Origin of the sequence: Rhodococcus sp. NPDC019647 (assembly GCF_044389235.1) — a bacterium.
In the GTDB taxonomy this organism is placed as follows: Bacteria; Actinomycetota; Actinomycetes; order Mycobacteriales; family Mycobacteriaceae; genus Rhodococcus_F; species Rhodococcus_F oxybenzonivorans.
In genome coordinates this window covers 591,721-604,375 of sequence record NZ_JBIRXS010000002.1, presented here as the reverse complement: position 1 = coordinate 604,375, position 12,655 = coordinate 591,721, and the positions used below count along the sequence as shown (strand labels likewise).

Below are 12,655 nucleotides of genomic sequence, written 5' to 3'. Positions count from 1 at the left end.
TTCGCGCACGCCGTTCCCCACATATGTAGCCGACTGACCCTAGACAAGCCAGAACGCTACTGGGACAACGGCGTGCGCCCTCACCCGCACCGAACCCACCCACGATCACAGCAGTAGAGCCCAAAAAGGCGCACGAGCCCGGAGGGCCTACTCCGGGGCGCCGATGTTCAGCTCGTCCGGGTGGGCGCCGACGCGTGTGCCGTCGTCCATCGTCTCGATCTCGCTGAGGTCCTGCTCGGTGAGCTCGAAGTCGAAGACGTCGATGTTCTCGGCGATGCGTGCGTCGTGCACCGACTTCGGGATGACGATCAGCCCGTTCTGCAGATGCCAACGGATCAGGACCTGCGCCGCAGTCTTGCTGTGTCGGTCGCCGATGCGGGTGATGATCGGGTCGGTGAGGAGCGTGTTGGGCTTCGAGTCGCTGCCCCAACCGGAATTGCTGGTGCCGCCCAGCGGGCTCCACGACTCCACCGCGATGCCGTGTTCGGCGCCGTACTTGCGGATGTCCAGCTGCGCGAGATGGGGGTGCAGCTCCACCTGGTCGACGGCGGGTACGACACCACCCCGATCGACCAGCAGCTGCAGATGTCGTGGCTCGAAGTTGCACACCCCGATTGCCTTGGCCTTCCCCGATTCGGCGATCTTCTCCATCGCATCCCAGGTGCGCAGGATGCGGTCGTCGTCCTGGAGCGGCCAGTGGATGAGGTAGAGGTCGACGTAGTCGAGGCCGAGCCGGCCGAGGCTGGCGTCGAAAGCCTTCAGCGCCGGCTCGTAGCCCTGGTCGGAGTTCCACAGCTTGGTGGTGAGGAAAATATCTTCCCGGTCGACGCCCGAGCCGGAGATGCCGCGCCCGACCCCCTCCTCGTTGCCGTATGCGGCGGCAGTGTCGATGTGTCGGTAGCCCGCCTCGTCGATGGCGAACCGGACAGCGTGTTCGGTCTCGTCGTTGGTGGCCTGCCATACTCCCAGGCCGAGCTGCGGGATGGTGGTTCCGGAATTCAGCACGATGTGCGGTACTCGAGGACTCATGGTGTCCAGGCTATCGACTGTGATGGTGTCCGGCGCGCAACAAGCTCGGCCTGGCATCATGCGGGGGTGACGCAAATCCGGCTCCTCGCGACCGACCTCGACGGCACCCTGTTGCGCTCGGACCGGGTGATCTCGTCCCGCACCGCGCACGCGATGGCGAAGGCGCAGCAGTCCGGAATCGAGATCGTCTGGGCAACCGCCCGGGCCCGCCACTCGGTGCACGAATTGGCGCAGTCGTGCGGGTTTCGTGGCCGGGCGATCTGTGCCAACGGCGCCGTGGTCCTCGACCTCGCCGACGGCACCCCAGTCGTGACGGCCACGACGTCGATCGCGATGGCTTCCGCGTCGGCCGCAATGAGCAGGGTGCGGACGCTGCTCCCGGGTGTCGTGTTCGCGAACGTGGGACCCACCCGCTTCGTCGCCGAGCCGGCGTACGCCGCGCTGTGCGACTTCGCCGACCACCACCGGCACCCCCACGACATGTCGCTGTCCGAGCTGCTGCCCGACCTGGACGAGCCGATGGTGAAGATCGTCGCCCGACACCCGGAGGTGTCGAGTTCAGACCTGTACCGGACGGCGTTGTCCGCCGGCGTCGACGGTGTCGAGCTGACACATTCCGGCGCGCCGTACGTCGAAATGGCCGCATCGGGTGTGTCGAAGGCCAGTGCACTCGCCGAACTGTGCGCCGTCGACGGAATCGGAGCGTCCGAGGTGGCCGTCGTGGGTGATGCGATCAACGACCTGCCCATGCTGGCCTGGGCGGGGACGGCAATGTGCCCGTCGAACGCCATAGCCGAGGTCCAGGCGCTGGCTGACCGTGTGCTGCCGAGCAACGACGAGGACGCCGTCGCCACGTACCTGGAGGAGCTGGTAGGCGCTTCGCGCCCGTGAGTGGTTAACGAGTCCACCGTCTTCGATGGACGGACTGGCTATTTTTTCCTGGGGCTCTACGACGTCAACACCTTCTAGTTCGAAGCCGAGAAGAAGGACGATCTGCGCAAGGTCGGCTACTCGAGAGAGCTCGAGTCGACCCGTAGATCGTGGTTGGACTCCTGGTCGAAACCACACCGGATTCCACTTGGAGAATCGGCTGTATCGAAGGGGACCACAACGCGGTTCGCTGCCGTCTGGCCTGGGCGCTGGGTCGTTGGGCGCTTGGCATGACGGCATGCCGGCTCCACAACAGGCGTGGTCCTGTTGCGGAGTCGGCAGATGTGTGTCGCGCCTCGGGTGTCAGGCAGCTCGGGGTCGGGCCTGGTTGTGCGCGGGTATGGGTGTGCGTGCCCAGTCGACTTGCCGGGGCGGGATGAAGACGGGGTGCCGGTCTGCCCCCATTTCGATTTCCCAGTCGCTGTGGTGGAGCAGTCGGTGATGGAACCCGCAGAGCAGCACCAGGTTGTCCATGTCGGAGGGTCCACCTTTGGACCACGGAATGATGTGGTGGCCCTCGCACCATGAGGGTGGCGCACCGCATCCGGGAAATGCGCATCCCCGATCTCTCGCGACCAGCGCTTTTCGTTGTCGTTTGGTCACTGTCCGGGTGGTGGTGCCGAGGTCGAGTGGCGCACCGTGGTCGTCGAGCACGATCGGCGTGTAGATCGAGTCGCAGCTGAGGAGCCGAGCCGCTCGCAGGCTCAGCGGTCCCATCCATTCGGTCCACGCGACCCCCTCGACCGCGAACAGCGACGCGTCCCTCGCGCAGGCGCCGCGCCGATCTTCTGCACTGGCGTGGTTGGCGTGGTTGGCGGGGTCGGCGTGGTCAGCGAGGTCTTTGATGTTGATGTGGAGGGAGACGTGGGGTCGTTCTCCGCCTTCTTCGCCGGCGATTGCGGAGTTGAGGTACCGGCGCAGCAGTTCGGTGAACCCGTCGGCCCGTCGCTGTCCGGGGGTGCGGGTGTCTGTGGTTCCGTCCTGCGCGGGTCGCGGCTGGGAGAGGCCGGAGAGCCCGGAGAGCAGCATTTCACCGGTGACGGCATCGAGGTCGCCTTTGACGGCGACGCGTCCGTTGAGCGTTCTGGAGGCGTGGAATTCGTTGAGTTCGGTGTCTTCGGCGGGCGGCGGGTCGTCGGATTCGAAGGCGCGTTCGAGTCGGGCGATGACGGCCCGCACGGCGTCGGTGTTGGCGGTAGGACCGCTCGCCGCGTACAGCAACGCGTTTCGGCAGTCGTCCATCGCTTCGAGTGGCATGCCTTTGGGCGGCCGCTCGCAGAATTTCATGATCAGTGCGGTGTGCTCCGCCGAGATAGTGGTGTCGAAGTAGGCGTCCGCGATTTCCGGTTGGGAACGTAAACCTCGTCCCAGCATCACGATGCGTCCCGCCGCACCCACCTCGAGCAACGTCTTGGAGGCCAGCCACATCTTGGTGTTCGGAAATCCCAGCACATCGACCTTGCAGCGGTGGTCGACGGCACCGACGAGCCTGACCCGCAACGCTTCGAGTCGCTGAATCTCCTCCGACACAGCAACCACCGATGCGAGCAACTCGGCCTCGGCCAGACGCCACGCATCACCGACCGCGGTCGCCAGAATCTCGTCCGGCAACGCCCCCTGGATATCCTCCCCCATCCCCATGAATCGAATCCTACTTCGAACGCGTGTTCGAGTCAACGGCCTGTCAATCCCGCCCAACCGCATCATCGTGAAGCGGACAATGACGGCATGGCAACTACCGGGGTGGTCCGTAGCTGGGACATCGGGAGGATGCAGGGCATCATCGATTCCGACGAGACGCCGGGTGGATGCTGGACGTTGTTCCACAGCGTGGCGGTCGAGGGCTTCCCCGCCCTTCGCGAGGGCCAGCAGGTGGAGTTCGAGTGGGACGTCCTCGACAGCCCCATGCTGGGGTGCGATTTCTGCACGATTCGCGCGTGGCCCGTGGGCAGCGAACCGTACGTCGCGCCGCGATCGGACAGCCCGTTCTCGACCAGGGTGTGGATCACCTTTTCCGACGGCACGGGGAGGGAGATGACCGAAGCAGATTTCCCTCCCGTGCCACCACGCGTACATGCCGAGAGAACCACCGGTATTGTGCGCACCTGGAACGACGAAGAGGGCTGGGGTGTGATCGATTCCGACGCCACCCCCGGCGGCGCGTGGACGCATTTCAGCAACGTCGCCGGCCCAGGTTTCCGTTCGCTGACGCCAGGACAGCACGTCACCTTCGAGCCCGAGAGAGTGGTCAGCGGAACGCAGGACGGCTACCACCACCGCGCTCTGGACGTTCGGGAAGCAGAGTAGATCTGCTCGCTACTTCCCTCGTCGCCAAGCCTCCGAATTCAAAAGCGGCAGATAGTCCCGCGGCTGCCCGAAGAGCTGGGCGCTGCCGTGAGCGCGTTTGAAGTAGAGCTGGGTGTCGTGCTCCCAGGTGATCGCGATGCCCCCGTGGAGTTGGATGGCCTCGGCTGCCACCGACTGCAGCGCCTCGGAGCAGTACACCTTGGCGATGACGGCGTCCTCGTGCGTGCCCGACAGCGCCGCGGCGTACGACATCGAGCGCGCCGTCTCGACCAACGCGTACATGTCGGCCATGCGGTGCTTGAGCGCCTGGAACGACCCGATGGCCCGCCCGAACTGCTTGCGCGACTTCGCGTATTCGACCGTCTGTTCCAACACTGCGGACGCCGCGCCGACCTGTTCCGCGGACAGGGCGATCAGCGCGACGGTACGGATGCTGTCGACGAGGTCGGGTGACGACACCAGCCGGCGTGCGGCCACGTCGTCGAAGGTCACCTCAGCCAGCGTCCGCGTCGGATCCATCGTGGGTACCCGTCGTCTGGTCACGCCGTCCGCTGTCGCCGAAACTTCGAACAGGCCGTCGTCCGTGAGGACGAGTAGCACGTCGGCGACGTCGCCGCCGAGGACGTACTGCGCCGTACCCGAGAGGGTCTCGCCCGCCGCGGTGACCCCGAAACGGAACCAGCCTTCGGAACCGGCCCAGCACAATGCAGCCACCGAACCCGCGGCAATAGCCGGGAGTAGCCGGCCGCAGGCGTCGTCGTCGCCCGACAGCAGTAGGGTCTGCGCGGCGAGGACGGCACTGCCCAGCATCGGTGACGGTGTGAGCGTCCGCCCCAGTTCTTCCTGCACCACATGTACTTCGAGCAGGGAGGCGCCGACACCGTCGTACTTCTCCGGGATGGCCAGTGCCGCGACGCCGATCTGCTCGCACAGCCGTGTCCAGAGGGCCTCGTCGTAGCCGTGTTCGGTAGTGATAGCGCGGCGGACGGCACCGGAGTCGGAATGCTTGGACAGCAGGTTGCGTACGGACGCGCGGAGGTCGGCCTGCTCGTCGTTGTCGAAGCTCATGACGCACCCACGAGGGAATCGACCACGCGACCGCGGTGGAAAGATGTTGTGCCCCAAGCGGTGACGAGTGCCCGGACTTTGGTAAGCCACAGCGACAGATCGTGTTCCTGGGTATAGCCGATGGCGCCGTGCACCTGCAGCGCCACGCGCGCCGCCCGGTAGGCGGCGTCACCGCAGGCCACCTTGGCGGCGGAGACGTCGCGAGGGGCGTCCGGGGAGCCGTCCCGAACCGACAGCGCCGCGCCGTGCAGCAGCGGTCGGGACATCTCCAGCCCGACGGCCACTTCCGCGAGGTGATGTTTGATGGCCTGGAACTGCCCGATCACCTTGCCGAACTGCTTGCGCTGCTTGGCGTAATCGGTGGTCATCTCGAGCAGGGTGTGTCCGAGCCCCTGCAGCTGCGCCGCGGTTGCGAGCGCGCCCAGATCGAAGGCGGGCCCAAACTCGACCGCGCCCAGTCGTTGTCCGGCGGTCACGGGAAAGAGGCGGCGGGACTGGTCGACAGAGTCCTGCACTACCCCCGGATCACCGAGGTGAAGTGACGCGTCCTCGACGAGGAGCACGAAATCCGCGGTGTCCGCATCGACGGCGAACGGCACGTGTGGGGGAGCGGCCACGGTAGCCAGAGAGCCTTCGGCGAGGGCGGACAGGCGCCCCGGTGCGGCCTGTGCGAGTAATTGCGGTGCCACAGCGATGGTCTCGGCCACCGGGCCGGGCACGGCGTGGCGCCCCAGCTGCTCCACGGCGACGACGAGGTCGACGGCGTCTGCGCCCAGACCGTCGTGCTCCTCACCGATCAGCAACCCGTTGATCCCGGTCTCGGCCAGACGCTGCCACACCTTCCGGCCGGGTTCTGTGTCACCGCGGTTCCAGGACCGGATCACCGCCGGCATATCGGACTTCGACAGCAGCGCATCGATACTGGATGCGAAATCCTGCTGGGAGGAGTCGAGCGCGAATCTCATTTATCCGCCTTGGGTAGGCCGAGCAACCGCTCGGCGATGACGTTCTTCTGAATCTCGTTGGTGCCGGCGTAGATCGGGCCTGACAGGGAGAACAGGTAGCCGTCCATCCAGTTGTCGGCGAGCTCGGCCGAGGCCCCCTGCAGTTCGAGGGCGGTCTCGTGGGTGGCGATGTCCCACTCCGACCAGAACACCTTGTTGATCGACGACTCGGCGCCCAGCTGCCCGCCTTCGGCGAGACGAGTCACCGTGCCGAAGGTGTTGAGCTGATAGGCGCGGGCCCCGATCCAGGCGTCCGCGACGCGGTTACGCAACGCGGTGTCTTCGGTGCGGCCCGTCGACTCGAACAGCTCGATCAGCCGGTCGACGGTGGCAAGGAACCGGCCGGGGCTGCGCAGGGACAGACCGCGCTCGTTGGACGCGGTGCTCATCGCGACGCGCCAGCCCTCGTTGACACCGCCGATCACGCCCGACTCGCCCGGGTGGGCCGGGTCGTCGGGGACGAAAACGTCCTCGAGGAAGATCTCGGCGAAACCGGGTTCGCCGTCGAGCTGGTCGATCGGGCGCACGGTGACACCCGGGGAGCGGAGGTCGAACATGAAGTAGGTGATGCCCTTGTGCCGCTGCGCGTCGGGGTCGGACCGGAACAGACCGAACCCCCAGTCCGCAAAGGTGGCTCGGGAACTCCACGTCTTCTGTCCGTTCAGCACCCAGCCGCCATCGACGCGGCGAGCGGTGGAACGCAGTGAGGCGAGATCACTGCCCGACTCCGGTTCCGACCAGGCCTGGGCCCAGATGTCGTCGGCCCGGGCCATGCGGGGCATGATGCGTGCCAGCTGCTCCGCGTTGGCATGCTCGAACAGTGTGGGCGCCAACAGAAAGATGCCGTTCTGGCTGACCCGCCCGGGCGCGCCGGAGCGGTAGTACTCCTCCTCGAAGACCACCCACTCCAGCAGTGAGGCGTCGCGGCCGCCGAGCTCTTCCGGCCACGACACCACCGACAGGCGGGCGTCGGCGAGCGTGCGCTCCCACTGCCGGTGAGCCTCGAAACCCTCGGCCGTGTCCATCGACGGCAGGGGGCGCGTCGGCACGTTGTCCTTCAGGAACGCTCGTACCTCGTCGCGGAACGCGAGAGTGGTGTCGTCGTACTCCAGATCCACTACTTGGCCCCGTTCTCCGAGTTACGTGCGCTTTCCGCCATCGACTTGGCGTTCATGCCGCCGAGCGGATCCGTGTCGATCTCGGCATTGTGCGCGTGCGCGAAATGGTGCAATCCGAAGACGGAGTCCATACCGTTCCGCATGCCCATCTGGTCCTCGCACTGGTTGACGGCCTTCTTCGTGAGCGCGAGCCCGAAGCGCGGCATGGCAGCGATCCGTCCGGCGATCGCGAGGGTTTCCTTCTCGAGGTCCTCTCGCGGAACCACGCGGTTGATCATGCCGACCTCGTAGGCGCGTTGTGCGGGGAATCGATCACCGGTGTAGAGGATTTCCTTCGCGAACCGCGGATTCATCATCCACGGATGCGCGAAGTACTCGACACCGGGAATACCCATACGTACGACCGGATCGGAGAAGAACGCGTCTTCGGACGCCACGATCAAGTCACACACCCACGCCAGCATCAGACCGCCCGCGATGCAGGCTCCCTGCACCATCGCGATGGTGGGTTTCGGGATCTCGCGCCACCGGCGGCACATCCCGAGATACACCTCCATCTCCCGGGCGAACCGCTGGTCGCCACCAGGCTTGTCGACGTGGTCCCACCACATCACGGCCTTGTTGTCGTAGTGGACGTGATGGTCGCGACCCGGTGTGCCGATGTCGTGTCCGGCGCTGAAATGTTTTCCGTTGCCGGCGAGGACGATCACCTTCACCTCGTCGTCCTCGACTGCCCGCTCGAACGCGGCATCGAGCGCGTACGTCATCACCGAGTTCTGGGCGTTCCGGTAATCGGGACGGTTGAGCGTCACGAATGCCACACCGCCGCGCACGTCGTAGGTGACGACGTCACCCTCGTCGGGGACCGTCATGATGATTTCTCCTCACGCAAGATGTTCTTCATTACTTTCCCGGACGGGTTCCGGGGCAGAGAGTCGACGAATCGCACGGTGCGGGGGACCTTGAATCCCGCGAGGTGCTTCTTGCCGAAGGCGATCACGTCGTCCTCGGTCAGGGAGGTGCCCGGTTTCGCCACGACGTACGCCCGGCCGACCTCGCCCATGCGCTCGTCCGGTACACCGATGACGGCGGATTCGGCAACGCCGTCCAGGCGCGCAAGAACGTTCTCCACCTCGGCCGGGTACACGTTGAAGCCACCCGAGATGTACATGTCCTTCAGGCGGTCGGTGATGTCCAGGTACCCGCGGTCGTCGAGAACCCCGACGTCACCGGTGTGCAACCAGCCGTCCGGCTCGATGGTGCGGGCCGTTGCCTCCGGGTCGTCGAGATAGCCGAGCATGACGTTCTCCCCGCGCACCAGAATCTCGCCCCGCTCGCCGATCCGCACCTCCATACCGGGGATGGCCCGACCGGACGTGGTCGAGACGGTCACGGGATCGTCGTCGGTGCGGCACATGGTGATCACCACCGCCTCGGTCTGGCCGTACGCAGTGAGGACTGCTTCGAAGCTCAACTCGGACTGCATTCGTTCGACGAGCGCCACCGGGACCGCTGCCGCGCCCGTCACCGCGATGCGCAGACTCGACAGGTCGTAGCGGGAGCGGTCGGGGTGGTCGAGGATCGACTGGAAGATCGTGGGGGCACCGGGCAACACGGTGATGTGTTCGTCGTGCACGGTGGCCATCACCTTGGGCACGTCGAACACGGCCATCGGCACGACGGTCGCCCCGGTGAGGAGGCAGACGAGAATGCCCGCCTTGTATCCGAACGTGTGGAAGAACGGGTTGATGACGAGGTAGTTGTCGTCGGCAGTCACCTCGGCACAGTCGGCCCAGGCCCGCGCGATCCCCACCACCTGCCGGTGTGCGCTCAGCACACCTTTGCTCCGTCCCGTGGTCCCGGACGTGAACATCACATCCGCGATGTCCTCGGCGTCGACGGCCCGGGCCCGCCTGTCTGCCGCCGCCCGGGTGTCGTCCGTGGCGAGGGCGAGGAAGTCGTCGAAGTCGAGGACTCCGGGTCTTTCGACGTCGCCCCCGTCGACGGGGACGCGGACCACGGTCGGCAGGTCGAGGGTGCTCGACTCGTCTCGCAGGGTCGCATACCGGTCGGTGCCGAGGAACATGCCTGCGACCACCAGCGCGGCGGACTTCGTGCGCTCCACGATGTCGAGGGCCTCGGTCGCGGTGTAGCGGGTGTTGATCGGGACCAGCGTCGCCCCCGCGTAGTGCACCCCCAGTGCCGCGATCACCCAGTGAAACGTATTGGGAGACCAGATCGCGACGTGCTCACCTGGCTGTACGCCGCGGGCGCAGAGCGCTGCGGCGAAATCGCGGACACGGTCGTGGAGCTGTGTGAAGGTCAGACGGACGTCGCCGTCCGCCACGGCTTCGCGTTCGCCGAAGTCGTGTGCGGCCGCGATCACGGCGGCCGGAGTGGTTGTCGGTTGTGCGGTCACTTCGCTCCCTACCTACCTAGCAAGTGCTTGGTAGGTTATCTTACAGACGTGGACCAGAGCGAGAGCCCGGACGGGCTGATCACCGACGACGACTTTGCCCAGACCGTGAGAACCTGGCTGGCGGAGAACCTGACCGGCGACTTCGCACGCCTTGAAGGCAAGGGTGGACCCGGCAGTGAGCACGAGTTCTTCGAAGAACGACTCGCCTGGGACCGCCACCTCGCGGCCGCGGGGTGGACCTGCCTCGGCTGGCCTGCGGAGTACGGGGGCCGCGGCGCCACCCTGGCCCAGCAGGTGACGTTCCACCAGGAGTACGCGAAGTCGGGGGCACCGGCGAGGGTCAGTCATGTGGGCGAGGAACTGCTCGGGCCGACTCTGATCGCGTTCGGCACCGAGGAGCAGAAGCGTCGTTTCCTCCCCGGGATCAAGACGGTCACCGAACTGTGGGCGCAGGGATACTCCGAGCCGGGCGCCGGATCCGACCTCGCCAACGTCGCGACGACGGCCCGGCTCGAGGGCGGCAGGTGGGTGATCAACGGGCAGAAGGTGTGGACCTCGCTCGCTCACGTGGCGCAGTGGGCGTTCGTGCTGTGCCGCACCGAGCCGGGGTCGAAGCGCCACCACGGACTCAGCTTCCTCCTCGTCCCCCTCGATCAGCCAGGCGTCACCGTGCGCCCGATTCAGCAACTCACCGGCACGTCCGAGTTCAACGAGGTGTTCTTCGACGACGCCGTGACCGACGCGGATCTCGTGGTGGGCGAACCTGGTGACGGCTGGCGGGTCGCGATGGGCCTGCTCACCTTCGAACGCGGGGTCTCCACCCTCGGCCAGCAGATCGGCTTTGCCCGCGAACTGCAGGGAATCGTCGACCTCGCCCATGCCAACGGCGCGGCCTCCGATCCGAGTATCCGGGAGAAGATTGCGCGGGCGTGGGTCGGGCTCCGGGTCATGCGGGCGCACGCGATGCGTACCCTCGACGCGGTGGACGCCGGCACGTCCGGTCCCGAAGCCTCGGTCGCAAAGTTGTTGTGGGCCAATTGGCATCGCGACCTCGGCCAATTGGCAATGGACGTGCAGGGTGCGGCATCACTGCTGGCACCCGCGGGACCGTCGTCGGACATCACCGACCCCGAACATCTCGAACTGGACGAATGGCAGCGGCTGTTCCTGTTCACCCGCGCCGACACGATCTACGGCGGATCCAACGAGATCCAGCGCAACATCATCTCCGAGCGCGTGCTCGGACTTCCCCGAGAGGCACGACCGTGACTACTGCTCCACTTGCCACCGCGCCCGTCGAGACGCCGGGACACGACCTGCTGAAGGGCAAGAAGGTCGTCGTGACCGCCGCGGCCGGCACCGGCATCGGGTTCGCATCCGCCCGTCGCGCCCTCCTCGAAGGTGCCGACGTGCTGGTGTCCGACTGGCACGAACGCCGCCTGGGCGAGACGCAGGAGAAGCTTGCCGCCGAATTTCCCGAACGCACGGTGAAGGCGCTCGCCTGTGACGTGTCGAGCACGGAACAGGTGGACGCGCTGATCTCCGGGGCCGCCGACGCTCTGGGTCGGATCGATGTCCTCGTCAACAACGCCGGGCTCGGCGGTGAGACGCCTCTCGTCGACATGACGGACGGGGAGTGGGACCGCGTCCTCGACATCACCCTGAAGGGAACATTTCGGGCCACCCGCGCGGCGCTGCGCTACTTCAAGGGAGTCGAGCACAACGGAGTGCTCGTCAACAACGCCTCCGTCCTCGGTTGGCGGGCGCAGCACTCGCAGGCGCACTATGCGGCTGCGAAGGCAGGGGTCATGGCCCTGACCCGGTGCAGCGCCATCGAGGCCGCCGAGTACGGGGTGCGGATCAACGCTGTCGCGCCGTCCATCGCCCGTCATGCCTTCCTCGCCAAGGTCACCAGCGAGGAACTTCTCGACAGGCTGGCGTCGGGGGAGGCGTTCGGACGCGCCGCCGAGGTGTGGGAGATCGCCGCGACCATCGCGATGCTCGCCAGCGACTACACCACATATCTCACCGGTGAGGTCGTGTCGGTGTCGTCGCAGCGGGCGTAGGCGGCTCCGCCGCCCGTGCGCCTTTTTGGTAGCTGGAGCAACCAGAAGGGCGCACAGGGCCGGAGGCCCTAGCAAGCGCTTGGTTGATAGGATGGAATGATGACTGCACCCCGAATCGACGAGACGTCCAAGACCGGACGCCGGGCCGAGCTGCTCGAGATCGCGGCCCAGCTGTTCGCGGAGCGTGGTCTGCGGGCCACCACCGTCCGTGACATCGCCGACGCAGCCGGCATCTTGTCGGGCAGCCTCTACCACCACTTCGACTCCAAGGAGTCGATGGTCGACGAAATACTACGAGACTTCCTGGACGACCTGTTCGGCAAGTACCGCGAGATCGTGGCGTCCGGGCGCAATAGCCGCGCGACCCTCGAAGCCTTGGTCACCACCTCGTACGAGGCGATCGACACGTCGCATTCCGCGGTGGCAATCTACCAGGACGAGGTCAAGCACCTCGTCGCCAACGAACGCTTCGCCTACCTGGCGGAACTGAACACCGAATTCCGCGAGCTGTGGGTCGGTGTGCTCGAGGCCGGTGTGCGGGACGGCAGCTTCCGCCCCGACATCGACGTCGAACTCGCCTTCCGCTTCATGCGCGACACCGCCTGGGTTGCCGTGCGCTGGTACCGGCCCGGCGGCTCCCTGACCGTCGACACGGTCGCCAAGCAGTACCTCTCGATAGTCCTCGACGGACTCGCGAGCCCCAGAACCATCTGA

At 66.4% G+C, this 12,655-nt stretch carries 12 protein-coding genes; 5 read left to right on the top strand and 7 right to left on the bottom strand.

The window, feature by feature from the left end; translation table 11 throughout:
* Positions 1 to 147 precede the first annotated feature (147 nt).
* Complete coding sequence (locus ACH49N_RS07490) at positions 148 to 1,029, bottom strand: aldo/keto reductase (protein WP_250772960.1); 882 nt, start codon at positions 1,027 to 1,029, stop codon at positions 148 to 150.
* A 66-nt stretch (positions 1,030 to 1,095) separates the two neighbouring features.
* Here ACH49N_RS07490 and ACH49N_RS07485 point away from each other — a divergent pair, with 66 nt between their 5' ends.
* Entirely contained in the window at positions 1,096 to 1,920 is an 825-nt protein-coding gene (locus tag ACH49N_RS07485) for an HAD-IIB family hydrolase (RefSeq protein WP_358271392.1), read from the top strand.
* Between the two features lie 342 nt (positions 1,921 to 2,262).
* Here the strand turns inward: ACH49N_RS07485 and ACH49N_RS07480 are convergent, their stop codons facing one another.
* Positions 2,263 to 3,600: a DUF222 domain-containing protein gene (locus ACH49N_RS07480; RefSeq protein WP_358271390.1), complete on the bottom strand. Its 1,338-nt coding sequence runs from the start codon at positions 3,598 to 3,600 to the stop codon at positions 2,263 to 2,265.
* Positions 3,601 to 3,687: 87 nt separating this feature from the next.
* Between ACH49N_RS07480 and ACH49N_RS07475 the strand changes: the two genes are divergently transcribed.
* Complete coding sequence (locus ACH49N_RS07475) at positions 3,688 to 4,266, top strand: cold shock domain-containing protein (RefSeq protein ID WP_358271388.1); 579 nt, start codon at positions 3,688 to 3,690, stop codon at positions 4,264 to 4,266.
* Positions 4,267 to 4,275: 9 nt separating this feature from the next.
* On the opposite strand, the gene ACH49N_RS07470 is transcribed toward ACH49N_RS07475, so the two are convergent.
* From ACH49N_RS07470 to fadD3, 5 genes are read right to left on the bottom strand one after another with little or no spacing between them, the layout of a single operon-like run.
* Positions 4,276 to 5,334 (bottom strand): acyl-CoA dehydrogenase family protein, encoded by a 1,059-nt coding sequence (locus ACH49N_RS07470; RefSeq protein ID WP_358271386.1) that lies wholly within the window; start codon positions 5,332 to 5,334, stop codon positions 4,276 to 4,278.
* A complete protein-coding gene (locus ACH49N_RS07465) occupies positions 5,331 to 6,299 on the bottom strand; it encodes an acyl-CoA dehydrogenase (protein WP_358271385.1) in 969 nt (322 codons plus the stop codon). Before ACH49N_RS07465 ends, ACH49N_RS07470 begins: the two co-directional genes overlap by 4 nt.
* The gene (locus ACH49N_RS07460; protein ID WP_358271383.1) at positions 6,296 to 7,456 is read right to left on the bottom strand and encodes an acyl-CoA dehydrogenase family protein; all 1,161 of its coding nucleotides are present in this window, start codon (positions 7,454 to 7,456) and stop codon (positions 6,296 to 6,298) included. Before ACH49N_RS07460 ends, ACH49N_RS07465 begins: the two co-directional genes overlap by 4 nt.
* Positions 7,456 to 8,328 carry an enoyl-CoA hydratase gene (locus ACH49N_RS07455; protein ID WP_159919123.1) on the bottom strand — a complete coding sequence of 291 codons (873 nt, stop codon included), beginning with the start codon at positions 8,326 to 8,328 and terminating at the stop codon, positions 7,456 to 7,458. Before ACH49N_RS07455 ends, ACH49N_RS07460 begins: the two co-directional genes overlap by 1 nt.
* Positions 8,325 to 9,875 carry a 3-[(3aS,4S,7aS)-7a-methyl-1,5-dioxo-octahydro-1H-inden-4-yl]propanoyl:CoA ligase gene (fadD3, locus tag ACH49N_RS07450; protein ID WP_159919124.1) on the bottom strand — a complete coding sequence of 517 codons (1,551 nt, stop codon included), beginning with the start codon at positions 9,873 to 9,875 and terminating at the stop codon, positions 8,325 to 8,327. Before fadD3 ends, ACH49N_RS07455 begins: the two co-directional genes overlap by 4 nt.
* A 48-nt stretch (positions 9,876 to 9,923) precedes the next feature.
* Here fadD3 and ACH49N_RS07445 point away from each other — a divergent pair, with 48 nt between their 5' ends.
* The 3 genes from ACH49N_RS07445 to ACH49N_RS07435 all read left to right on the top strand — a co-directional run bounded on the left by ACH49N_RS07445 (position 9,924) and on the right by ACH49N_RS07435 (position 12,655).
* Positions 9,924 to 11,144 (top strand): acyl-CoA dehydrogenase family protein, encoded by a 1,221-nt coding sequence (locus ACH49N_RS07445; RefSeq protein ID WP_358271381.1) that lies wholly within the window; start codon positions 9,924 to 9,926, stop codon positions 11,142 to 11,144.
* Positions 11,141 to 11,941: an SDR family oxidoreductase gene (locus ACH49N_RS07440; protein WP_358271379.1), complete on the top strand. Its 801-nt coding sequence runs from the start codon at positions 11,141 to 11,143 to the stop codon at positions 11,939 to 11,941. Before ACH49N_RS07445 ends, ACH49N_RS07440 begins: the two co-directional genes overlap by 4 nt.
* A 99-nt stretch (positions 11,942 to 12,040) precedes the next feature.
* Positions 12,041 to 12,655, top strand: a complete 615-nt coding sequence (locus ACH49N_RS07435) for a TetR/AcrR family transcriptional regulator (RefSeq protein WP_109326700.1) — start codon at positions 12,041 to 12,043, stop codon at positions 12,653 to 12,655.